Here is a 21,906-nt window from a genome sequence, read left to right as displayed (position 1 = left end):
ATCTTATGAATACATGGCAAATTCCGGTTATCTTTACCGTTGGTGTTATCGCAGGATTTATCAATACCCTGGCGGGTGGTGGTTCGCTCCTTTCTTTACCTGTACTTATTTTCCTGGGACTACCGACGGCCGTGGCAAATGGCACCAACCGCCTGGCAATTACGGTTCAGAGTATATTTGCAGTTACTGGTTTTAAAAGGAAAGGTGTTTCAAATTTTCGATCAAGTCTTCTCTTGTCAGCACCTACACTCGTAGGAGCCGTTATTGGCGCTCAGCTTGCCGTAAATGTATCCGATCTCCTGTTTAAAAAAATACTAGCCATCATCATGTTATTCGTTCTCGGAATTATCTTATGGAATCCCATTCAAAGACGGTATAGCGCTATCCAGTATAAGGGAGGCGTGTCCAATATGAGCCGGAACCGTCATATAGTTCTGATGATTATTTTCTTCTTTATTGGGATCTACGGCGGGTTTATTCAGGCGGGCATTGGCTTTATGATCATCGCAGCGCTAACTACAATAAGTGGATTAAATCTTATGGAAACCAACAGTCACAAGGTATTCATCGTCGGTATCAACGCACTATTCGCACTGTTTGTGTTTGTTTTTCATAATAAAATACATTGGCCAATTGGCCTGGCTTTGGCAGCCGGCAACGGTCTTGGTGGCTGGATCGGCAGCCATCTGGCAGTTACCAAGGGTGAACGGTTTATCCGGTTCGTACTTACTATTTGTGTCATTGCAATGGCCGCAAGACTTCTGACCTAGATATCGTAGTAAAAACATAAAAATAAAAACAAAATCCGGGAGAATTTATCGTTTATGCCAAAGTCTGGTATTTCACACGACAGAATGACCCTCCAGGCCTCCTCTATAGGTATTGGTACTTATCTGGGCAAGGAGGATGACAGGACAGACGTGCTTTACCTTGACGCAATCACCAGAGCGGTTGAACAAGGGTGTAATGTCATTGACACCGCAATAAACTACAGGGAAATGAAGAGCGAGCGTGTCGTTGGACGAGCTGTGCGAAGCCTGACGAAAAAACATCCGGAAATTCGTGAAAAACTAATTGTAGCAACCAAAGGCGGCTTTATCCCGGGGGACATCGAGTCCGGAGAAGAACCTTCCGAATTTTTCCAGAATCGCTTCTTAAAGAAAGGAATTCTCACTGAGGAAGACGTTGTTCAGGGATGCCACTCTCTGAAGCCTGAATTTATCCGTTCCAGTGCAACCTTACTGCAAACACGCGCACTGGATAACAGCAAACTATTCTCATTTCAGGCGCTCAGTAACCTTGGCAACGGCGCTGCCCGCCGTGCAATCCAGGTTGTTCGTTCATTGCGTGGTGTAACAACCTCACTGGTGGGCATGAAGACGGTTAAACATGTGCAGGATAATCTTCATCTGCTGAAAGTTCCGAAATTAGAACCAGACGAGGCCAAGCGGATACTTGGTGAATTTTTTTAGTAGAGAAAAATATTTCTTTATGCAAAACCCAATAGTTCTTTAGTCATCAGATGGGACTTTCAGTTCCAGATAAGCAGAGAACAATGCCTCCCGATCATTCCGTTTTTTTACCGTATCGAGCATCGTCTGCACACTTCTTTCCATCTTTCCTGAATATACTGTCTTACCATTTATTGATACGCATACGGGTTTTTCCATATCTATGAGTTCTTCGCCCAAATACAGGCGCAGGGCGTTGACCCCATAAACAGTCAGAGAAATCTCATTATCCTTTCTTATTTCCGCCTCAATGGTTGCCGTCTCTGAAAATCCTTCTGGTCTCACCAAACGTCCAGAAACATCTCGGTAAACTCCCGAAACTTGTCCTACTAATTTAGAGAATTCCGTTATCTCAGTCCAGTAAGAAACGGGGTATTTTGGAGAATCCGTGGAAAATTTTACCATCTTCGGGTAGAGCGATCTCTTATGGGTACGGAACCAGACAAGAATCTGGTCTGTTTCATTCGCAGGAAACTGATGCTTTAGCTCAGGCAATTCTTCATAAATAACGTTATAGCCCAGCTTTTCCAACCTTGAATTTGCGTCCCTTGCGGCCTCTACCGGGATGACGGTATCCCTGGCTCCATGTATGATAAATACAGGCACCTGCATCAAGTTTACCAATAAGGAAGGTAATGGGCATTCAGCGGCGACAGGATTTATAGCTGCAAAGAGCGAAGGATAACGAACAGCCACATACCATACACCATGGCCGCCGCTTGAAAATCCTGTCAGATAGACCCTATTTGTGTCAACATGGTAATCCTGTTTAACCTTATCAAGTACTGAAAGTACAAATCTTTCTGGCTCTTCTTCCCACCACAGCCCGGAACCATAGGTGGGAGCCACAAAGATAAATTCATTCTTGTGAGCAGATGACTTTAACCATGCCATTACCTGCCCGTAACCACTGCCGCCGACCCCGTGCAATGCCAGCACAACAGGCCAGGACTTGTCAGGCACGTAAGAAGGTGGTATATAGGCAAAGTACTCCCCCTTCTTTTCACCAACCGGTGCCAATTCCCTATGTATACCGGACTGCTGAGACGTATAGTTCTCCGGGATACGAACCCATTCCCTAACCTCATCAAAACTTGCCCCCAAATCCTCCAGTTTCTTAAGTACTTCCTCCCTTTCACCTGCACTGGCGCTTCCCAGGTATCTGCTTACCAATAATTGGCCATCTGATTTTCTATCCTGTCCAAAGCAGATTGGCAAAGAAACAATCAGGACAAGAAATAGGATGATTAACAAATATTTGTGCATGATAAATAATTTTTCAGACTATCAGCAATAGGATGGTAACCGCTATCTTCATTTTTATTCATATTCTACCAGTATTACAGAAATATTATCTCTTCCACCTTTACTGTTTGCCTCTTGTATCAGGCTATTTGCCACCGCAGTAAGATTATCCTTATATCTTTGAATAATCGCTTCTATTGCGTTATCAGAAAGCATATCCGTGAGACCATCGGAACAAAGGAGGAGAATATCCCCAGCTTGAAGCTTTACCTGACGTAATTCCGGAGACAACGTTTCCTGCCCGCCAACGGCCTGGGTAAGTACACGCATCTTTTGCAAGGGAAGATATCCCCCTGCCACAATACCCTTTTTCACTACATACATTTCAGCAGTATGGTCTTTCGTAAGCAGCGTTATTCCCTTTCTGAGAAGATATGCCCTGCTATCGCCAACATGGCATATGTGTGCATTATTCCCGATGATTAACATCTGCATGAGGGTTGTCCCCATACCCATGAGATTGATGTCTGTCGTTGACTTTGCCTTTATGGCGCTGTGTGCCTTCAAGAGAGATTCCCTGAGGAGTTTTAAAATATTCGCTTCGCCTTTGGCCTTGTCAAAATTTCCTCTGAGCCAGGCATAACATTCTTTTACCGCTAAATCACTTGCCACTTCACCCGCCTGATGCCCCCCCATTCCGTCGGCAAGGAGGAAAATATTCATAGATTCATCAACCAGAATACTATCCTCGTTATGCGTCCTCTTTTTACCGATGTCTGCTTTGTAGACCAGTTTCATACGAAGAGCGCTTCATTTCCTTTGTAAAATATTCGTTGCTAATCTTACAAAATGATACGATAGAATAGGAGGGCTTAAAAGGAAATTATTTTACAGAGAATCTCTACGATTGGAAGGTTCTTGCCCATCTTAAGACAGGTAATACGCCGGATGGTATGGTTTTCACCAATCTTCAAGTAAAATAGCCAAACCATTAAACCTCAAATTCAGCTACAATAAAGGTATGATCCGACGGTTTTTCTAAGAGTCTCGGGGTGGTGTCAATCCATGCTTTTGTTGATTTCTTTGCCAGAGGCCGGCTTGCCCAGATATGGTCAATCCTCCAGCCCTTTTTTCTTGCTACGGCATCTTTTACCCGGTAATCCCAGAAGGTATATTGTTCAGGACCATGCTGATGTAACCGGAAAACGTCAACGAAACCCCATTCTTTCAATCTCTGAAGTGCCGCGTGCTCATCGGGATGGAAGCATATGCTCCCCTGCAGGTGATCCGGATTATAAACATCTATGGGCTCAGGGGCAACATTGAAATCTCCCATCCACAGCAATGCCCTGTCAGGCCGAAAGTTTTTGGTAAAGTACTCATACAATTTTTGAAACCAATCCAGTTTATACCGGAATTGCTTCAAAAGCGGATGGACACCCTGAGGGACATAGGTATTAACTACCGAAATTTTATTTACGGTGGCTGTAATCAGACGGGTTCCTTCGGATTCATCTTCGTCAAAGCCCCCCCGGACATCTTTCAGAGGGGTTTTGCTTATTATAGCTACTCCGTTGTATGATTTCTCACCCCGGGAAACCGCATGGTAATTCATCTCTTCAAAAGCGGTTTGTGGAAATTCATTGTCCGGCACTTTTGTCTCCTGAAGACAAAGAATATCGGGCGATTCTTTCCGTAGCCAGTCAAGGACTATGTTTAATCTGGCTCTAAGCGAATTGACATTAAAGCTGGCAACTTTCATAGTATCTTCCAAAGATAATTTTGACATTTTTAGCAAAAATATGAATAAAATTAACCCTGTCAGGATTTTAAACCCTGACAGGGTTGGCTCGCGAATTCGCGCTTCGGATTTTATCTTTTCCGACTTATTCAGATAAAAGCGTTCATACATATTTTGCTATCTCTTTTTTCAGCCTGTCAGAGACTTCCTGGAGTATTATTTCATCAGGAACATACTGGATCTTTATGGTTTCCATTATCTCAAAACCACACTCTTTTAATAGGTTTTCCACATGGCCGGCCGCCTGTCCTCCCCAGCCATAAGAGCCAAAAGCAAGTCCAACCCTGTTTTTTGGGGACAACCCTTTTAGATACGTTAAAAGCCCTGACACCGTAGGAAGCATATTGCTATTTAAGGTAGGAGAACCCACACAAATAAATCTTGCAGTCAATACATCGGCAATGATATCAGAAATATGATTTTTTCTGAGATTAAGCATCTTTGTGCAAACCCCACGGGATTCAAAGGCCTCTTGTATCGTATGAGCAATCTTCTCCGTGGATCCCCACATGGTATCATAGATTATCAGCCCTGTTTTCTCCGTCCGATTGGCAGCCCATTTCCTGTATTCATCTGTAATAGCATTTACATACGAACGCCAGATAATCCCGTGACTTGGGGCAATCATATCAATGGGAAGAGGAGAAATCAAATCCATAGCTTTTTGAACCAGGCTGGAATAAGGTAAAACAATATTGGCATAATACTTTTTTGCTTCTTCAACAACGACACCCTGGAAACATTCATCATCAAATCTTTCAGAAGAAGCAATATGCTGTCCAAAGGCATCATTGGAAAAAAGAATATTATCTTCCACCAGGTAGCTCATCATATTGTCAGGCCAATGAACCATGGGAGTGAGAATAAATTTTATATTTTTATTACCAAGAGAAATTGTCTCATCTGACTTAACAACTCTAAAATTCCAATCCTTGTTTTTGTAATGGGCTATTAACCCTTTCTGCCCGTTAGGGGATGTTACAATTGTAGCATTTTTCGCCGCTTCCATGAGATGCGGCAGGCTGCCCGAATGGTCCATTTCCACATGGTTTGAGATAATATAGTGAATATTGGAAGGGGCAGTGAGATGTGATATCCGTTTCATCATTTTCTCGTAAAGATAAGGTCTTACAGTATCAATTAAGGTAATTTTCTCATCAAGTATCAGATAGGCATTATACGTTGAACCCCGTTGAGTCGAATAGCCATGAAAGTTCCTCAAATCCCAGTCAATTTCTCCGACCCAATAAATGTTTTCTTTCAGTTTTATTGGCTTCATTACTCTTTCTCCTGAAAATTAGCTCTTCGTAAAACTTATTTTATTTTTGGAATGGGGATAGCAAAAAATCCAGCCCCATCAGGTCTTCTGGAACAAATATTGCCCATATCATCAATTATATATGTATTACACAGATTTCCAAACTAATTATCTCCGCGCATTGAATTGGATGATGTCGGAAAGTCTCTCTTTGAATAAATACAGCTAAATAGTATAGTATATAAACATGATGAACGTTGAATGAATTTTTTAAAAAGGGGTTAAAATAGATGCAGAACACACATGAACGGAAGTCCATTACAGAGGAATTAATCGGGATTATGAGAGCATCTCAGGTGATAAACCAGCTTCATATCACACCAAAAGATATACGGATAGGAGTGTTTTATACCGGGGTTGTAGTAAGCACGGGACATGCAGGCATGTCTTATACCCCAGTTCAGGAAATACCAGAAGCGGTGTGCTGTCCCCGGTCTCATGCAAAGATGCCTCAATCTGGGAATTTGCTGAATTTTTCCATCGATGCACTTATGGAGTATGCCCTCGATGATAATGTCCTGAAGGCGGCTGTTGGCACTGCAACAATAAATGCACTCTCTGCAATATTGCTCGAAGATACTCATTGTCCATACAAACCTTCTGCTTATGGGAATGCGTTAGACCTGATACAGATTTCCGGGGAAGACACAGTCGTTATGGTCGGGGCATTTCCACCGTTTATAAAAAGAATCCAGGAAGTAACCAAAAAACTTTTTGTCATTGAGAAGAATCCCAGGGCCATGGGCAAAGATGATATGGTTACAATAGAACCCGAAGCCCGTCTGCAGGAAATAATTCCCCAGGGGGATATCCTGATTATAACCGGGGTTACGCTCGTTAATCACACACTCGAACCTATCCTGGAGCTTGCAAAAAAAGCCCGTGATATTGTCGTAGTCGGACCCACTGCAAGCGTTTATCCGGAACCTCTCTATAAAAGAGGAGTGACTGTTTTGGGTGGCGTGAGAATTACAGACGCAGCAAAGATGATACATCTTATTGGTGAGGCTGGCTCAGGGTATGACTTCTTTGAAAAATGTGCTGAAAAAATCGTGATGCGCAACGAGGCGGGAAGAGGAACATCACAAGCCCCCTCAAAGAATTCTTTCCGCATGACCTCCTGTACCTGAAAAATGGGGGAATTTTTTATTTCAAACGAAAAACCTTAAACCCGGTAAGACTGGTATCGTTGTCTGGAGTTGTTAAAGGAAAATACCATTGCTTCGAAAAATGATCGAGATAATCCTTATCATTATCATAAAAAACAAACAGCGCCGATTTTGGTATCGGGCCTTTATAGCTAAATCTGCTATAGAGTTGCTGCTTTTCCGGAGTACTTCCCATGCCGCCTTGCTCTAATGACCAGAGCAGCTTTATCCGATGCCTCTGCTCTTTTGGCATTAAATAATAGAACGTAAATACATTGATATTTGAAATAAATACAGACTCGGCATCCGTCTGAGCCAGTTTTTCCACTACTTGACGATGGTCATAATAATCCCACGTATTGTCATATTTGCCTCCAACATAGACAGATGGGCTGATAACACCATTCGAACGGCTGTTCGGTATATAATAATTCACTACAAGTAGCATCAGATTTATAAAAATCATGATGCCACCAATAATACGCCACTTCCATGCATGAAGGTCCGTCATCCATACCACGAGCAGAACCGGAAAAATCCATACAGGAATCAACCACAGACGTGAACCCATTGAGCCGAATGGTGTAATCCGCCAGATTCCAATAAAGTTAAAAACGAGAAAAACCCATATCCCCCAAAATAGTTTCTTTTCCTTTTTACCATCCTTTAAAAAACAAAACGTAACCAAAATAACTATGACAATTCCCAGGATTCCCCAGGCAAATGGAATAATGCTTTTACCGGAAAAACGGGCATAGAGTCCATCACCCGATAAAGTATATAAAAGATTTAAAAGTGAAGTTTTCAGCGAAGCCGGAGGGATTGCCGGCCTTTTTTGAAATAAAACATTTCCAAAAACCAATGCTGAAATGAATCGTGGTACCAGGCCAATCAGAAAACCGAGCAAACAGAAGATTCCATTAATTAAAAACCGCCGGAAACCAGGCCACATGAATATTGCGTAACAAATAACAAGAGAAACAGCGCTAGGCAGGAATATTACATGGTTCCACACACCGAGTGACAAAAGAAAACCGGTAAGTATCCAGCCTATTTTATTGATGTATGGTTTTTGACTTTGGCAAAGTCTGACGTATATCCAGATCATCCCAAAGAAAAGGATTAAGGACAAACACCTCGCCGCATAGTCGCGAAAGCATAACAACCGGTGGGAATGTTACAAGGAAGCAGGCTATCCAGAACGCACGAATAGCAGAAATTGCCGTACGATGTCATAAATCGCAACAATTGTTATGAGTGTGAAAATCGGACCTAAACACCGTAAACTCCAAATTGAATTCCCCAGAATCTTTATAACAATGGCAAGCAAATATGCGTGAATTGGAGAGGTATAATAGTTAAAAATACCATACAACGGCCTTGCGCCATCAAGAATCATTTCTGCAAAGAGGCCAAATACTGCTTCATCCCGGTCATGAATTACTATTTTCTTTTCAGCTTATCCCGATAGTGTTCCCGGAATTTCTTTACCTTCGGGGCAATGATGAAGCGGCAATATGCTTGTCCGGGATTCAGCTTGTAGTACTCCTGATGAAAATCTTCTGCCTTATAAAAGACCTTAAATGGCACGATCTCGGTCACGATAGGATCGCTCCACAATTTCTCTGTCTGAATCTCCTGGATCACCTGCTCGGCTACGGCCTTTTGTTCATTACTGCGGTAGAAAATCACCGAGCGATACTGAGTACCGACATCTGGCCCCTGGCGGTTCAGGGTGGTCGGGTCGTGTACCGTGAAGAAAATTTTTAGAATTTCTTTCAATGAAATAACCTTCGGATCGAACGTGACCTGTACCACCTCGGCATGCCCTGTTTTCCCGGTGCAGACCTGTTGGTACGTAGGATCATCAACCCAACCGCCTGAATACCCGGACTCCGCCTGCTCCACCCCTTCCAGTTCTTCAAAGATCGACTCGATGCACCAGAAACAGCCACCCCCAAGCGTCACAACTTCTTTCTCCCAGGAGAAAGCAACAACCTGATCCTTTGATTCGTTCATATTTATAGAATCCTTCAAAGCGCCAGACAGCGCCATGCTGCCCAGTAATAAGCCTAAAAATACTTGTGTAATCATAGCAACACGAACCTCATACCTTTTACCACAAAAATATCATCCGACAATAATTCCTACGTTGAGTACTGTAATGTGATACGCCGGAACACTACCCAGGATATCCTAGTCATGACTGATTTATGCCATGCTTCACCGCAAAAGTCAATAATTAAGACTTTTGTTTGATGTGGTCAGATGATACTTGCCAAAGAAAATCGATTTTGCTATACTTCCACCACATATACCGTATACACTGCATATAATGCATCAAACAGAAAACTCATTTAGACTAAGAAGATTTGCCTTAACTCATGACTTCTCGATTTACTTTTCAGAGAAAATGGGGATGCATTGATTCTTAAAATAGAAAATCTTATCAAAAAGTTTGACCAGACAAAGGGCATTTCCAGCCTCTCGTTTTCTGTAAGGCGTGGTGAGATTGTTGGTCTCCTGGGGCCAAACGGAGCTGGCAAAACGACCACTATTCATATAATTCTCGGTGTGCTTGAATCTGATGACGGATGTATCTCTATTTTTGGGGAAGATCTAAAACAGCACAGAAAGAGCATCATGAAACAAGTCAGTTTTTCCGCTGGATATGCCCAATTGCCAGGAAATCTTACGGTCTGGCAAAATCTTCATATTTTCGGACTCCTTTATGGAGTAAAAAAGCTTAAGAACAGGATTCATTTCCTCCTTGAGGAGTTTCACTTAGAAGACCTTGCCCATACAAAATCAGGCGTCCTTTCCGCCGGAGAACAGACGCGCCTGCACCTTGCAAAAGCGCTGCTTAATTCCCCGCAGCTTCTTCTCCTTGATGAACCAACTGCCTCGCTTGATCCCAATACGGCCCAGACAATCCGACAAAAAATCAAGGACTATGTTTTGTCAAGTGGCGCAGGCGTTCTCTGGACTTCGCATAATATGCATGAAGTAGAAGCTGTATGCGACCGGGTTCTCTTTCTTTCTCACGGGAAGATTTTGCTTGAAGGAAATCCCAGAAAGCTGCCAATTGAATACAAAAAGAAAAATCTCGAAGAACTTTTTATTGCCGTCGCAAACGAACCGGGTTTCTTTTAAGAGATTAACCCATATAGGTTATGAATTTCATAAGAGTTTATGCAATCTTTTTAAGACAAATCTTCCTTATTCAAAACAATAAGACCCGGCTTGTTAATATTTTTACGTGGATTAGCATCGATACAATCCTGTGGGGATTTATTACTCGTTATCTTGATAGAATAGGCCACTCGGGATTTAGTTTTACCACTACTGTTTTAGGAGCTGTCGTTTTGTGGAATTTTCTTATTCGTATACAGCAAGGTTTGATGTTATCATTTTTTGAAGATATGTGGTCATGTAACCTGCTCAATCTTTTTGCTTCGCCACTACGTATTCGTGAATACCTGTCTGGTTTAGTAATTTCAAGTCTGGCAACGAGCATCGCGGGCTTAAGTATAATGATTCTTATTGCATGGGTAATGTTTGTCTACAATATTTTTCAATTTGGTGTTTTGCTCGTGCCTTTTCTATCGATCATCCTGGTATTTGGGCTAGCGCTCGGAATTTTTGCCACAGCATTGGTTTTACGATTTGGCCCTCCGGCAGAGTGGGTCGCATGGATAATTCCGTTTGTTTTGGATCCATTTACAGGGATATTTTATCCTATTTCCGCTCTTCCCAAAGCTCTCCAACCAATCGCAGCTATTCTTCCACCCACTTACGTGTTTGAAGGAATGAGAGGCGCTCTGCTTTCAGGTAAATTCTCTGTTTCACATCTCGTTGTTGGCATAAGTATTGCGCTTCTATACTTAATTATTTCATGCCTGTTTTTCCTCTATATCTACCGCGTTATCCTGCGAAGAGGGCTTATTGCACGGTTGACAGCAGAAAATCTATGAAAGTAACAATTTATAGTCCTATGCTTGTCTCCACACCAATTTCATCGGTATAAGCATAGGCAGAATAAAAATTATGATTCTTTCTATCCTTATCCTTATCCTTATCCTTATCTTTATCCACCTTCCTACTGTTCTTACCCTTCTTGTCGATTTCCGGCACAGCGCCGGCTATAACTCCTGTTGCCTTCACCGTAATTGAGGCGCCGAACCCATCGGCATTGAGCATAACATCCCATGTAACGGTAACAGTATCTCCGGCCTGAAAACATCCAATATCGATTTTGGGTGAACCCCCCAACACATACATCCCTGTGGGTAGGATAATCTCTACACTGGCATTGGAGGCAGAATGGGCTGCGCAATCGAATGGCTGAGGACATGGATACGTAATCTCAGCAGTTACCCCAAGTACGGAACCTGCGGTTGTTTCACCTGTCGTGTGAATGGCAACTGTCCACGGCACCATTACTGCCCCCCAATAAGGGCGTGAAGTTCCGTAGCCGGTATAGTTCCATGCGTCTTCAAAGTCTGCCATGCTCCAGGTGATAGTCCCATCAAGGTTTGTCACTCTGTCAAAGTCCCTTCCCCAGGGATCCACGAAGTAAACTACTCCCAAATCTTCATCATACCCCACAATTACCCGATAATGTGCGGTGTCGTCATCGGGAGAAAATTTCATGAGTAAGACAACGGGAATATCTTGAACAATAAGTCCTTTAAGGATTGACCACCACGGGGCATCTGAAGAATAATCAAAAGAGGCATAACCCAGGGGTCTTTCCGGATAGCCTGCTTTAGGCGCATTGCGGGGAAAGAACCTTCCCTGGGCTGCGCTCAAATGACTGAAATAACCAGCACGCGTCATATCCCATGTATAGGTGCCGATTGAAGAAGATCGGGCAACATCGGCAATGGCCTTTTGATCAATATCTTCGCCCCAAAAATCGTAAAGTATTTCAAGGGCGGCTGGTCCGCAGGAAAGACCTGTTATTTGTTCGTGATATGGCACATCAGAGATAAGATACGATTCCGGCAAAGTTGTCGTTTCATCCGCGCTATCCGCCAGGTTATCGACACGAAAGACCATCCAAAACAATAAGAATATAATAACCGTGTTTTTGCTTCTCATATCTTTCACTCCCATTCAATATATTTTTGTGAGAGGATCAGAAAATTTGAATGCTTCAGCGCTTCAGTGAGTTAATTTTCACCCCATAATGTAATAAACTCACGCGTAATGTCACTATTCGTGTCTGATGCCGGTTTATTTCTCTGTCTCAATATATTGGTAATTTCCTCAGCCTTCATGGGACTGTAGAACAGGTAGCCCTGTATATAATCACACTGATACAACCGCAATAATTCCAACTGTCTTTGCGTTTCCACGCCCTCTGCAATTACCTTTATTTTAAGAGAGCGAGCCATGTCTATGATAGCTTTGACAATTGCTGAAGCATCTGGATTCATGGCAATATCTGAAATTAAGGACCGGTCGATCTTTAATGTGCTGAACGGAAGATTTTTCAGGCTATGTATTGAAGAAAAACCGATGCCAAAATCATCCATCATGAGCTGTATTTTCATATCATTCAATTCTTTAAATATTTCGAGGACAAGCTCTCTGCTTTCCATGACCGTACTTTCGGTGATTTCCAATTTAAAGGCGCCGGCCGGCAACCCGGTGCTTTTAATTGTTGCCCTGACCTGATCCGGCAATTCCCTGTGTCGGAGCTGTAAGACTGATACGTTAACGGTAATCGTTATGTTTGAAAATCCCATATCATGCCACACCTTGTTTTGAGCACAGGCCTTTTGTATTACCCAGTGACCGATTTTATCAATCATTCTGGTTTCCTCTGCCAGGGGGATGAACTCATCTGGCAGAATTAAACCACGTTGAGGATGCTGCCAGCGAATGAGTGATTCTAAACCAACAATCTCATCACGTGTTAATGACACAATGGGTTGATAATAAATTACTAATTCTGAGCGTTCGATAGCATGCCAGAGATCCGCTTCTAACTGTAAAAAATTCATTGCGCTGGCATGCATTTCCGTATTAAATACCGCATACCGTGCTTTGCCATTCATCTTTGCCCGGTACATTGTTGTATCAGCGTCCCTCAGGATATCCTCAGGACGATTATAGAATTCGCCTTTTAAGACAATTCCAATACTTGCGGAGACTACTATTCTATGACCATCAAGAACGAAAGGATCCTTCAAGATTTCCAGGATTCTTTCTGCCACAAATTTTGCATTAAAATCGTCATCTACATTATCAAGAAGGATTGCAAACTCATCCCCTCCAAAACGAGCAACGGTATCTGACTTCCGCAAGCACTCTTCCAGTTTTTGTGCAATTAAGACCAGTAATTTATCGCCCGCCAGGTGACCAAGGCTGTCATTAACAACCTTGAAACGATCAAGGTCAAGAAATAGCACAGAAAACGCACAATTTTTATCTCTTTTTGCATGCTCAATTAATCGCTCCAAACGCTCCATGAAAAGATTCCTGTTGGGCAGGTTTGTTAACGGATCGTGGAATGCTGTGTGTCTTAGTTGATCACGATACACTCGTAAGCGTTCTACCATATGGTTGAAAGCGCCCGCAAAATCTGAAATTTCATCATTCGTGTGGACATTAACATGCTGTTCGAATATTCCTTCAGAAATATTTTTTGTTGCTGAATTCAACTTCTTGAGGGGAGCGGTGATTCTTTTCGTAAGAAATAAGGTTAAAATAACTCCCACCATGATAAAGAAAGAGGTAAAAGCTAAAGCAGATATCAGGAATTGTTTTATTCTTTTGTGAAGATTTTCAAGGGACAATCCCACTTGAACATATCCTGCAATCTCCGGATTTATGCCTTTTTGATTGTCCACCAATATATCTGTTGGTTTTTTGTCGGCAAAGATAATCACAGGGGACAGAATGTCAATATACCGATTTCCATTTTCTTTATTGAAGAATTCTTTATACAGTATTTTTCCCTGTGGGCTGCAATCTATGAAACGCGTTACAGGAGCAGGGGGAATTTTTAAGCCGTATTTAAAGCTTTTGTGCATGAGTTGTTTTTTTTCTTTATTAAAAAGGCATACATAAGCAACATCTTCATCCACTTCCAGGCTCTCAATGAGCTGCATCATAGATTCTGTATCTCCTGTATAGATGTAGTATTCACTCGTTTGAGATGCCATGCTGGCAATAACTAAGCCATGTCTTACAAGACTATTGTATTTGTAAGAAACTACATTGTGCACAAGAAAAAAGCTGATTCCTGCCGAAGTCACCAGGATAATAAGAATGGTTAAAAGATTAAATTTGGTTGCTATGCTTATCCGCCTCTTTGCTTTTGAAGCAAACATAACTCATTCCTCAAAAATTTTATATGCATTACGAATGTGTTCTTCCTGAATATCTATCTTCATATGCCTGGCCGTTTTCAGGTTCAGGGTGTAAAGCAACTTTCGGGGTAAAGACACCGGAACAGAATTCACCCCAGCGCCCCGTATTATTTTAACAGCCTTCTCTCCGCATTGCACGCCTATATCATAGAAATCATATTCTAAGGCGTAAAGAGCTCCTGCCTCTACCCATGCGGAAGAAAGACCGCAGAATGGTATGCGGTTTCTAAATGAAAAAAGCAGGATGTGTCTGGCTGTTAACGAATTGAATACAAGGGCGTCATTTATCCCCCACAAAACATCTGCATTGTTTGCTAAAGATTTGAGCGCATTGGGAATATCTTTTGGCGTATGAACCTTCACAGGATTAAGCTCAAGCCCCATTTTTCTTGCTATTTCCCCAGCACGTCGGATCTTTTCCTGATTTTCCAACGGGTTGTACATGACGCCGATTTTTTTTTGCCTCCGGGAGGAAACTCTTTAACCAAAAAAACTGTGCTTCTATCGGAAAATCGAGTATTACCCCGGTGCTGTTTCTTGCACGCTTCATCGTATTCTCATCGAGAATAAGGGAAGCGACAATTGGCACATCATCAAATACCTTGAGAGCTTCTACAGTTGGGATAGTTCCAACGGTAAATATCAAACCAGGTTTATTCTTTTTGATTTCCAGAGAAATTTGTGATATCGGCGCTTTCTTGTTTTCCAGTATATAGGTGCTGCATTTCATCTGTATTTTTTGTTCAACAATATAATTCTGAAAACCCGTGAGTACCTCTGTGTAAGGCGATTCATTGTGGCTGACAAGCACGTCAATTTGCACCTCATTTGCCGGAATTTCAGGTATAGTCATCCAGAAAACAAAGATTATAATTATAGCCGCTTTGAGAAAAGTAGAAATCTTGCATCCATGCATGTTGAATATTACCTGGAAAATTAAAATGCATACGTAACCTTAATTCGAAATATCCTGCCGTCCTGTTCGATGGTGTCCTGAGCGTGTTCTTCTCCTCCGGGATCTTCGTATACCTTGTTAAACAAGTTAAAAACGCCTCCTGAAATTTCCAGCGTCTTAAAAATATTACGGCTATACAGTGTTATATTTGTGACAAAATAATCTTCCGCAAATCTGTCTGAAAGTGTTTCTCTTTTGCTCGTATACTGTTCTTCTCCGCTGAAAAAGAGTTTTTCCTTTATCAAAGGAATAATAACATTGAACTTAGCCAAATGTTTCGGAGAATTTACCAGGATTTCCCCTGTCCTATCATTCTCGGTTTCCTGGATGGTATAACTAGTCCTTCCCTCAAAACCACTTTCCCATTTTGCTTCCAATTCAGATTCGATACCTTTTGCACGAACCTTATCGACATTGTCAAACACGAGGAGATCGTCTCCAGGATCAGTTTTTAAGGCAATGAGATCATCAATTGAGTTGTAAAAACCAACAATTGTCCCCCGAAGGTGTTTCCCAAAGTACTGTTCGTAAATGATTTCATAGGTATCGATGGTTTCAGGGTCAAGATGGGGACTGTGCTTCTGCGAAGTGTCATCATGGTAGTAAAGTTCGTAGGCATTTGGCGCACGGAATGCGCGGCCATACACAAACTTAAACGTTGCCTTCTCATACGGGTTGTAAATCAACGCAGCACGGGGACTGACTGAGCTCCCAAAGGTATAAAAATAATCAAACCGAGCGCCGGCATTTAAAGCCAAATAGTCTGTAATGGCATATTCATCCTGAAGATAAACTGCCCAATACTGCGTGTCACGTTTGTCATCGAGAATTTCACGTCTGATACCGGGAAATGCGCCCTCTCTTATATGATTAAAGGTTCGCTGGTCCTGCTGTATACTATATCGATAATCAAAACCAAGGGTGCTTTTATGCTTTTCGAAAAGGATTTTGGTTAATTGAACCTCTCCTTGTAACCATTGGCTGTCAATATCATCAGAAGTTTTTACTGTTCCAGGCAATCCATTTGAAAAATAATCATCATCATAATTGTAAAAATTGTAATTGAGCCGAGCCAGAAAAATTAATTGGTCATCAGATATGCGTTCGTACTTCAGATCGGCCCAACCTCGTTCGTCAGCAGTAAAAAAACGCTCGTTAAATCTTGTATCAAACGGAGCCGTTGGAACAACTTTTTCCCTTTGATGATAATTGAATTGCAAAGTCAAATCATGGAAGAAAAAGCTGCTAAAAAAATTTTTAAACCGGTCATTATCAAGGTCTTCTGCAATACCGTTGTTATTTTCCGGATTATCAAATTCTTTGAAAAACAGCCGGTCGTCCCCTTCGCTGCTATAGTAAGAACCAGAAAATAACATCTCCAGACCATTCGGAAATTTATCACCGTAGCTCACACGGGTCTTATATGTCTCAAAGCGGCCTGCCGCTCCCGAAGTCTCGATACCCTTGAAATCCCTGCCCCGCCTGGTAATCACATTGATAACCGCAAAAAATGCATTTGTGCCGTACAGGGAAGAACCCGGCCCACGGATAATCTCGATACGTTCAATGAGATCAATATCGATGGGAAAATCCGTGCCCAGAGGCGCCTGTTCATAGATAGCGTCATTAATTCGGTGTCCATCGATAAGGAGCAGGATACGGGTATTATAATCTCCAGGCAGTCCAAAACCCCTTACCCCAAGATAATGATAATTTCTGTCATAGGTAATATGGAATCCACGTACGCTCCGCAAAATCTCTGCAAAATTCAAATAACCATATTTTTTGATCTCATCCGCCGTTATAATGGTCACCGAAGAAGGGGCTTCTGTTACCTTTTGCTCATATTTGGAAGCGCTATAAACTGAGGGGATTTCCTGAAACAGGATCATTTCTTCACTTATAGGCGATGATTCCAGGGATAGTTCTGATTCTGCCTGGCACAGACAAGGTGAGAAACAAAGAATGAAGAAACTTATGATGAAAAATCTCTGGAATTTCCCATGTACTTTAGAGAAGAAAATAGTTTTCTTTCTGCTGTAAGGAAGTAACATGTTTAATTATACATGTTATAATTAATGGTGTATGAGATTTTAAAGATTAGGGCAAATAGCTTTCATCAATGTAAGGTATGACATTTATTGGGTCCAATTTTTCATTTTTTCGGTTTTTCTCCTGGCTAAAGTACAATTTTGCGCATATTAAATACTATCCGCTAGTGCATTTCAAGCAAAATATTGGATTAATCGTAAAAAAATCGAACAAAATTGTTCCTTGTTATCCAAATCACTTTTCTTCAGTGAAAGAGCTTATGGAACACAAAAACTTTAAGATGACTTTACGGTATGCACACCTTGCACCGAGTCACAAGGTTAAAGCAGTTGATATGCTGGATAATATCATGACAGAACAACCAAGTATACAAAAAGTATACAATTTGAGAGAGGCGAGCAATGGCTAATATCCTGAAAACCCTTGATTTTAGTGGTCGGGGTGGCGGGATTTGAACCCACGACCTCTTGAACCCCATTCAAAAACATAGTGTTTTTTGTATTTTTCATAACTGACTGACATGGTGTCTGTTATGACCGCAACTAATTGTATTGTAATGTGTTATAGATTTCAAGTTTTTCCTGTTGATTCCGACTAATTCCGTAGAATTACGCTGGAGTTGACTACAATTTGACTACAATCAGAACTTTTAAAAAAAGGGAAGAAAAATGGCAAAGCAAAACGAAGTAAAATTAATCATCACCACAGACAATAAAGACGCAATTACCGGCATTCAGAATGTTGGAGAGTCATTCAAAAAACTAGAGCTTGAAACCGGCAGTCTGGTATCTCGTATCAAATCCCATTGGCTTGGCTTTGCCGGCGCCATTTATAGTGCTAAAAAATTCATAGATTTCTTTATCTTTGATACAGCTAATGCTGCGGAGGAATTGAAACGATTGAGCTTTCAAACCTCAGTCGGAACTGATATGCTCCAGGCATTCAAACAAGTTGCACTAACATCCGGCGTACATTTAAATGAATTATCGCTCAGTCTTTTCCAATTTTCTCAAAGGCTTGCAGATGCGACTAATGGTGTGGGTGACTCACAAGATATATTTCATGCACTTGGAATAGAGCTATATGATACGAAAGGTAGATTGCGGGATACTGGGGATCTTTTTATTGATACTTCGAGAAAATTTGCAAATATGGTAGATGGTTTTCAAAAAATCGATTTAGCAGAAAAGGTCTTTGGCCGAGGTAGTAGGGCGATTTTACCCATGTTTCAGGAACTTTCGGAAAATATCGATGAGATTAAAAACAAACAGCCTATTTTTTCTGAAGATGAGATTAATCAGGCAAAGCAATTCAATGATAATATTGCCATCACGAAAGAAAATTTTAAAGAACTTGGGTATGTAGTTGGTAATATTGTAATACCAAATCTTAATGAGTTCTTTGATGTCATAAAAAAAGGAATAATCCCTGAAAATTCATGGATTAAATTAATTGATCCATGGGGGCTTATGAATCGAATTGGAAAATCACCACTTGCTACATCATGGGAATGGTTCAAAAAACTTGTAGACCTTGCAGAAGAATATACGGATAAACTTGCTGGAATAAAAACAGAAGTAATGAATTTACAATCTATTCGTTTACAACCTAACCCGGTTTTTGGTGCGTTTGGATTACCTGGCGAACTTACTCAAGGTATTACAAAAGCCAGGAAAACCGAGCCCGCAATTATCTTCAATGAAAAACAATGGTTGAAGGATCAGGCAGAATTTGAAAAGTCTGTTGGTGAGGCATTCCGCGAGGAAGGCAGGCTTGCGGCTGAAGCGATGAAGCTGGAAGAGGAAGCGGCAAAACGGAAACAAGAAGTCTATGCAGACATGTTCGAAGCCCTCAAATTCGATTCCGCCCGTTACTATGATTATCGTAGAGATCTTCTTGAAAAGCAACGTAATGAAGAAATTGCCATCACGGGTGACGTAATGCTTGACTGGGAAGCATTCTACGCACGTCTCAGGGAACTGGATGAGGAGAGAATATTGAGAACCAACGATTTTGTTGGCGGGATTAAGGTTTTTTATTCGGAATTAGAGCGGGAAGGATTCACTTGGGCCAAAGGGGCTAAAGGGATGATGGAGGACTTCGCATCAGGCGGAGCAAGTGCTTTATCGAAGTTTGAACATAGTATCGAAACCGATACAAAAAACATTGGCAAACATCTGAAGGATTTTATCGGTGATTTTTCAGATGCATTTATCGATGCTGTTAATCGAATGACCGCCGAATGGCTCATGTCCCAAATGTTTACCGGCATTGGCAGCGCATTTGGTATTGGCGGTGCGCGTTCAATGGGTATCGGCGGTACCGCTGGCACTACACAGGCAGGCGGATGGTTTACACCACCACCTATTGGTAATATGTCTGCCCAAGGTGCGGGATCTGCAGGTGGCCAGGTCATCGTTCAGCAATCCATCTCTATGAATATGTCCTTTGTGGATGGTCAGGATGGTGAACGTTTTTTACAAAAGCACTCACCGGTAATACAGAAGATTGTTGGCGATAGCGTAGACCGTAGCCGCGCCTTTGCAGCGCAATTGAGGGGTAATCGTTAATTCAGAAATTCGAAATGGGCATTCGGAACTTTTTAGAAAGGAGGCAGTATAGGCATGATTACAAAAAGAACTGTCAAAATGGGTGAAGAGCGCTTTTTGGAGTATATTGACGATCAAACGGGGGAACGGATAAAACAAATTGCCCTTGACGAAACTCAGTATAACCGCGAAACAGTGGAAGTATTGATTAAAGGTCATACGAAGGAAAATCCAGGTGTCGGTTATGGTTAATACCCGGAAACGCCGTAGGCAACGCCGAAATTTTCCTACTGTCATCCTGCATTATGTTTGATTTAATACTTCTTTCCAAAATCCTGCCGGGTGAGAATTCTTGCGATGTTAATTTGTGATCCTTTCCATTCAAAGACGATCCGGTAATCACCGATTCTTAAGCGATAGAGGTCTTCGTAACCTTTGAGCTTCTTGATATGCTTGCCGTCAGGGAATGGATTATCTTCGAGCCGTTTGCATCTGTTTACGATGCGATTAAAGTCATCGTCTGATAGGGTATCAGTATCTTTGCCAGCCTTATCAGACAAGATAACCTTAAATCTCCCCACGTTTAGCCTTCCTTCGGGCTACGAGATCATCCAGGGATACAACCTTACCCTCCCTGATATCCGCTAACCCCTCCTCAATCTTCGTCTTTATGGTAGGGTCTAACATGATGTAGAGGTCTTCTACTTCATCTTCTATCGTCTTGCGGAGCAGTTCTTCAAACTCTTCAACTGTCAAATCTGATACTTTCACAACAAGATCTCCTCATAATTAAAAATGCAGGATGGAGGGCCGACTTCTCCCCCTCATATCGCTGCCGGGTATGTGCCCGGAAACGCCGTAGGCAGCGCCGAAAATTTCCTACTGTCATCCTGCATTACCGGTGTGGGGTTATGGCGATAATGGTAATTTGATTTTTGTCTGGGCCATAATACCAGAATATTCTATAAGCTGCCGGGGTTGATTGTTCGGCATAGGCTTCAAAAACTTTCTCACCTTTTGGGCCTTTCAGCGTAGTAAATTCATGCGTTTGTAACCCTGGGTGTCTTGGATTTTGGGATAAAAATTGAATGGCCTTTTTTACCGCTTTGTATCTTTTAAACAGCCCCTTGTCGGTTTTGAGCTGGTCTAATTGTTCCCTTGCGTGGTTGGTAAGAAATATCTCAAACAAGGTATTATCCTAAAGTTTATTAAGATTGAGTTTTGATATCTTGCCTTCTGACGCTTCTTTTAAACCTTTCTGGACGCTTTCCACTGCTTCCTTGTTTTGGTAAAGCCATGCTTCTGAAGGTGGAATGACCTTTAACAATCCCTCGATCCTGCTCAGCTCTTCCATTTCGATTATGGCTGCTACTTTTTGACCTTCGCTATTGGTTACAAACTGTTTGACCTTGATAAGGTCTTTCTTCTTTTTTAAGGTTGTACGCATGTTTTTACTCCTTTAATTCCCGGTCGGCATCCAGGACTAATTGTACTGCCTCTTCCAGGTTGCTCCGTGCTTCCTCTAATGTATCTCCCTGTGTATTGGCGCCCGGCAGTTCTTCTACAAATCCGATGTATCCTTCGGGTACCTTTTGGAAGACTGCCGTCAATTTAATTTGCATGGTGAAATCTCCTAAATATTTTGCTTATCATGATCATCCTTTTTTAATTCACTCAACTCCTTTCGTAATTGCTTAACTTCGCTTCTCAATTGTTCAATCTCTTCGTTGGTTTTTTTCCCGTACTCTGATTCCTGGACTACCTCGTTGATAAGCTCTTCAACCCCTTTCGCCATTTCTTTTACTTGTTTCTGACGCTCATATGGGGTAAGTTCTTTTTCCTTTTTGCGCTGATGTTTTATGAATGCATAGACTATCAAAATTATGATGATTAATACAATGATTGCTTCCATGGTGATAAGGGAAACTGGCTAAAGGTTAGAGAA

25 protein-coding genes and 1 pseudogene are annotated in these 21,906 nt (G+C 41.8%); 8 read left to right on the top strand and 18 right to left on the bottom strand.

Annotated elements, in window-relative coordinates; translation table 11 throughout:
* Positions 1–5 precede the first annotated feature (5 nt).
* Positions 6–770 carry a sulfite exporter TauE/SafE family protein gene (locus BROSI_RS16350; protein ID WP_052564838.1) on the top strand — a complete coding sequence of 255 codons (765 nt, stop codon included), beginning with the start codon at positions 6–8 and terminating at the stop codon, positions 768–770.
* A gap of 54 nt (positions 771–824) precedes the next feature.
* A complete protein-coding gene (locus tag BROSI_RS16345) occupies positions 825–1,472 on the top strand; it encodes an aldo/keto reductase (RefSeq protein ID WP_052564837.1) in 648 nt (215 codons plus the stop codon).
* Between the two features lie 39 nt (positions 1,473–1,511).
* Here BROSI_RS16345 and BROSI_RS16340 read toward each other — a convergent pair whose 3' ends face one another.
* The 4 genes from BROSI_RS16340 to BROSI_RS16325 form a co-directional block, all read right to left on the bottom strand.
* Positions 1,512–2,777 carry a carboxylesterase family protein gene (locus BROSI_RS16340; protein WP_052564836.1) on the bottom strand — a complete coding sequence of 422 codons (1,266 nt, stop codon included), beginning with the start codon at positions 2,775–2,777 and terminating at the stop codon, positions 1,512–1,514.
* A gap of 54 nt (positions 2,778–2,831) precedes the next feature.
* A complete protein-coding gene (locus BROSI_RS16335) occupies positions 2,832–3,554 on the bottom strand; it encodes a PP2C family protein-serine/threonine phosphatase (protein WP_052564835.1) in 723 nt (240 codons plus the stop codon).
* Positions 3,555–3,747: 193 nt separating this feature from the next.
* The gene (gene xth, locus BROSI_RS16330) at positions 3,748–4,518 is read right to left on the bottom strand and encodes an exodeoxyribonuclease III (RefSeq protein ID WP_052565908.1); all 771 of its coding nucleotides are present in this window, start codon (positions 4,516–4,518) and stop codon (positions 3,748–3,750) included.
* Between the two features lie 142 nt (positions 4,519–4,660).
* Positions 4,661–5,836, bottom strand: a complete 1,176-nt coding sequence (locus tag BROSI_RS16325; RefSeq protein WP_052564834.1) for an FprA family A-type flavoprotein — start codon at positions 5,834–5,836, stop codon at positions 4,661–4,663.
* Between the two features lie 269 nt (positions 5,837–6,105).
* On the opposite strand from BROSI_RS16325, the gene BROSI_RS16320 reads away from it, so the two are divergent.
* The gene (locus tag BROSI_RS16320; protein ID WP_052564833.1) at positions 6,106–7,005 is read left to right on the top strand and encodes a DUF364 domain-containing protein; all 900 of its coding nucleotides are present in this window, start codon (positions 6,106–6,108) and stop codon (positions 7,003–7,005) included.
* Positions 7,006–7,021: 16 nt separating this feature from the next.
* Here BROSI_RS16320 and BROSI_RS16315 read toward each other — a convergent pair whose 3' ends face one another.
* Genes BROSI_RS16315 through msrA form a run of 3 tightly spaced genes read right to left on the bottom strand, consistent with a single transcriptional unit; the run spans position 7,022 to position 9,042 of the window.
* On the bottom strand, positions 7,022–8,155 hold the full coding sequence (locus BROSI_RS16315; protein WP_157842584.1) for a hypothetical protein: 1,134 nt from the start codon (positions 8,153–8,155) through the stop codon (positions 7,022–7,024).
* A gap of 60 nt (positions 8,156–8,215) precedes the next feature.
* Positions 8,216–8,422 carry a glycosyltransferase family 39 protein gene (locus tag BROSI_RS21495; protein WP_082059270.1) on the bottom strand — a complete coding sequence of 69 codons (207 nt, stop codon included), beginning with the start codon at positions 8,420–8,422 and terminating at the stop codon, positions 8,216–8,218.
* Between the two features lie 44 nt (positions 8,423–8,466).
* Entirely contained in the window at positions 8,467–9,042 is a 576-nt protein-coding gene (msrA, locus tag BROSI_RS16310; protein ID WP_052565906.1) for a peptide-methionine (S)-S-oxide reductase MsrA, read from the bottom strand.
* A gap of 405 nt (positions 9,043–9,447) precedes the next feature.
* Here msrA and BROSI_RS16305 point away from each other — a divergent pair.
* Positions 9,448–9,937, top strand: a pseudogene (locus tag BROSI_RS16305) (ATP-binding cassette domain-containing protein); the annotation flags it as partial.
* 259 nt (positions 9,938–10,196) lie between these two features.
* Positions 10,197–10,997 carry an ABC transporter permease gene (locus BROSI_RS16300; protein ID WP_052564830.1) on the top strand — a complete coding sequence of 267 codons (801 nt, stop codon included), beginning with the start codon at positions 10,197–10,199 and terminating at the stop codon, positions 10,995–10,997.
* Between the two features lie 10 nt (positions 10,998–11,007).
* On the opposite strand, the gene BROSI_RS16295 is transcribed toward BROSI_RS16300, so the two are convergent.
* The 5 genes from BROSI_RS16295 to BROSI_RS16275 form a co-directional block, all read right to left on the bottom strand.
* Positions 11,008–12,126 (bottom strand): C39 family peptidase, encoded by a 1,119-nt coding sequence (locus BROSI_RS16295; RefSeq protein WP_052564829.1) that lies wholly within the window; start codon positions 12,124–12,126, stop codon positions 11,008–11,010.
* Between the two features lie 71 nt (positions 12,127–12,197).
* Positions 12,198–14,366, bottom strand: a complete 2,169-nt coding sequence (locus tag BROSI_RS16290; RefSeq protein ID WP_052564828.1) for a bifunctional diguanylate cyclase/phosphodiesterase — start codon at positions 14,364–14,366, stop codon at positions 12,198–12,200.
* A gap of 3 nt (positions 14,367–14,369) precedes the next feature.
* On the bottom strand, positions 14,370–14,849 hold the full coding sequence (locus BROSI_RS16285) for an ABC transporter substrate-binding protein (RefSeq protein WP_082059268.1): 480 nt from the start codon (positions 14,847–14,849) through the stop codon (positions 14,370–14,372).
* The gene (locus BROSI_RS20050; protein WP_052564826.1) at positions 14,779–15,321 is read right to left on the bottom strand and encodes a type 1 periplasmic-binding domain-containing protein; all 543 of its coding nucleotides are present in this window, start codon (positions 15,319–15,321) and stop codon (positions 14,779–14,781) included. Before BROSI_RS20050 ends, BROSI_RS16285 begins: the two co-directional genes overlap by 71 nt.
* A 20-nt stretch (positions 15,322–15,341) precedes the next feature.
* Positions 15,342–17,252 (bottom strand): TonB-dependent receptor plug domain-containing protein, encoded by a 1,911-nt coding sequence (locus BROSI_RS16275; RefSeq protein WP_052564825.1) that lies wholly within the window; start codon positions 17,250–17,252, stop codon positions 15,342–15,344.
* Positions 17,253–17,671: 419 nt separating this feature from the next.
* On the opposite strand from BROSI_RS16275, the gene BROSI_RS20045 reads away from it, so the two are divergent.
* From BROSI_RS20045 to BROSI_RS20040, 3 genes are all read left to right on the top strand, one after another.
* Positions 17,672–17,821, top strand: coding sequence for a hypothetical protein (locus tag BROSI_RS20045; RefSeq protein ID WP_157842582.1), 150 nt, complete (start codon positions 17,672–17,674; stop codon positions 17,819–17,821).
* Between the two features lie 259 nt (positions 17,822–18,080).
* Complete coding sequence (locus BROSI_RS16265; RefSeq protein WP_052564823.1) at positions 18,081–19,982, top strand: phage tail tape measure protein; 1,902 nt, start codon at positions 18,081–18,083, stop codon at positions 19,980–19,982.
* Positions 19,983–20,036: 54 nt separating this feature from the next.
* The gene (locus BROSI_RS20040) at positions 20,037–20,213 is read left to right on the top strand and encodes a hypothetical protein (RefSeq protein WP_157842581.1); all 177 of its coding nucleotides are present in this window, start codon (positions 20,037–20,039) and stop codon (positions 20,211–20,213) included.
* Positions 20,214–20,275: 62 nt separating this feature from the next.
* Here the strand turns inward: BROSI_RS20040 and BROSI_RS16260 are convergent, their stop codons facing one another.
* From BROSI_RS16260 to BROSI_RS16240, 6 genes are all read right to left on the bottom strand, one after another.
* Positions 20,276–20,542 (bottom strand): type II toxin-antitoxin system RelE family toxin, encoded by a 267-nt coding sequence (locus tag BROSI_RS16260; protein ID WP_052564822.1) that lies wholly within the window; start codon positions 20,540–20,542, stop codon positions 20,276–20,278.
* Positions 20,529–20,732 (bottom strand): hypothetical protein, encoded by a 204-nt coding sequence (locus BROSI_RS16255; RefSeq protein WP_052564821.1) that lies wholly within the window; start codon positions 20,730–20,732, stop codon positions 20,529–20,531. Before BROSI_RS16255 ends, BROSI_RS16260 begins: the two co-directional genes overlap by 14 nt.
* Before the next feature lie 124 nt (positions 20,733–20,856).
* Positions 20,857–21,150 (bottom strand): hypothetical protein, encoded by a 294-nt coding sequence (locus BROSI_RS16250; protein WP_052564820.1) that lies wholly within the window; start codon positions 21,148–21,150, stop codon positions 20,857–20,859.
* 9 nt (positions 21,151–21,159) lie between these two features.
* The gene (locus tag BROSI_RS16245) at positions 21,160–21,408 is read right to left on the bottom strand and encodes a hypothetical protein (RefSeq protein WP_052564819.1); all 249 of its coding nucleotides are present in this window, start codon (positions 21,406–21,408) and stop codon (positions 21,160–21,162) included.
* A gap of 4 nt (positions 21,409–21,412) precedes the next feature.
* Positions 21,413–21,583 carry a type II toxin-antitoxin system HicB family antitoxin gene (locus BROSI_RS19305; RefSeq protein WP_082059266.1) on the bottom strand — a complete coding sequence of 57 codons (171 nt, stop codon included), beginning with the start codon at positions 21,581–21,583 and terminating at the stop codon, positions 21,413–21,415.
* 11 nt (positions 21,584–21,594) lie between these two features.
* Positions 21,595–21,873 (bottom strand): hypothetical protein, encoded by a 279-nt coding sequence (locus BROSI_RS16240; protein WP_052564818.1) that lies wholly within the window; start codon positions 21,871–21,873, stop codon positions 21,595–21,597.
* Positions 21,874–21,906 lie beyond the last annotated feature (33 nt).

Source organism: Candidatus Brocadia sinica JPN1 (genome assembly GCF_000949635.1).
Classification (GTDB): Bacteria; Planctomycetota; Brocadiia; order Brocadiales; family Brocadiaceae; genus Brocadia; species Brocadia sinica.
This window is presented reverse-complemented; position numbering and strand designations above follow the sequence as displayed.

Coding starts and splice junctions, on each gene's coding strand:
- BROSI_RS16350 (WP_052564838.1), top strand. CDS start 6: ATGAATACATGGCAAATTCCGGTTATCTTTACCGTTGGTGTTATCGCA.
- BROSI_RS16345 (WP_052564837.1), top strand. CDS start 825: ATGCCAAAGTCTGGTATTTCACACGACAGAATGACCCTCCAGGCCTCC.
- BROSI_RS16340 (WP_052564836.1), bottom strand. CDS start 2,777: ATGCACAAATATTTGTTAATCATCCTATTTCTTGTCCTGATTGTTTCT.
- BROSI_RS16335 (WP_052564835.1), bottom strand. CDS start 3,554: ATGAAACTGGTCTACAAAGCAGACATCGGTAAAAAGAGGACGCATAAC.
- xth (WP_052565908.1), bottom strand. CDS start 4,518: ATGAAAGTTGCCAGCTTTAATGTCAATTCGCTTAGAGCCAGATTAAAC.
- BROSI_RS16325 (WP_052564834.1), bottom strand. CDS start 5,836: ATGAAGCCAATAAAACTGAAAGAAAACATTTATTGGGTCGGAGAAATT.
- BROSI_RS16320 (WP_052564833.1), top strand. CDS start 6,106: ATGCAGAACACACATGAACGGAAGTCCATTACAGAGGAATTAATCGGG.
- BROSI_RS21495 (WP_082059270.1), bottom strand. CDS start 8,422: ATGATTCTTGATGGCGCAAGGCCGTTGTATGGTATTTTTAACTATTAT.
- msrA (WP_052565906.1), bottom strand. CDS start 9,042: ATGAACGAATCAAAGGATCAGGTTGTTGCTTTCTCCTGGGAGAAAGAA.
- BROSI_RS16300 (WP_052564830.1), top strand. CDS start 10,197: ATGAATTTCATAAGAGTTTATGCAATCTTTTTAAGACAAATCTTCCTT.
- BROSI_RS16295 (WP_052564829.1), bottom strand. CDS start 12,126: ATGAGAAGCAAAAACACGGTTATTATATTCTTATTGTTTTGGATGGTC.
- BROSI_RS16290 (WP_052564828.1), bottom strand. CDS start 14,366: ATGTTTGCTTCAAAAGCAAAGAGGCGGATAAGCATAGCAACCAAATTT.
- BROSI_RS16285 (WP_082059268.1), bottom strand. CDS start 14,849: ATGTACAACCCGTTGGAAAATCAGGAAAAGATCCGACGTGCTGGGGAA.
- BROSI_RS20050 (WP_052564826.1), bottom strand. CDS start 15,321: ATGCATGGATGCAAGATTTCTACTTTTCTCAAAGCGGCTATAATTATA.
- BROSI_RS16275 (WP_052564825.1), bottom strand. CDS start 17,252: ATGATCCTGTTTCAGGAAATCCCCTCAGTTTATAGCGCTTCCAAATAT.
- BROSI_RS20045 (WP_157842582.1), top strand. CDS start 17,672: ATGGAACACAAAAACTTTAAGATGACTTTACGGTATGCACACCTTGCA.
- BROSI_RS16265 (WP_052564823.1), top strand. CDS start 18,081: ATGGCAAAGCAAAACGAAGTAAAATTAATCATCACCACAGACAATAAA.
- BROSI_RS20040 (WP_157842581.1), top strand. CDS start 20,037: ATGATTACAAAAAGAACTGTCAAAATGGGTGAAGAGCGCTTTTTGGAG.
- BROSI_RS16245 (WP_052564819.1), bottom strand. CDS start 21,408: ATGCGTACAACCTTAAAAAAGAAGAAAGACCTTATCAAGGTCAAACAG.
- BROSI_RS19305 (WP_082059266.1), bottom strand. CDS start 21,583: ATGCAAATTAAATTGACGGCAGTCTTCCAAAAGGTACCCGAAGGATAC.
- BROSI_RS16240 (WP_052564818.1), bottom strand. CDS start 21,873: ATGGAAGCAATCATTGTATTAATCATCATAATTTTGATAGTCTATGCA.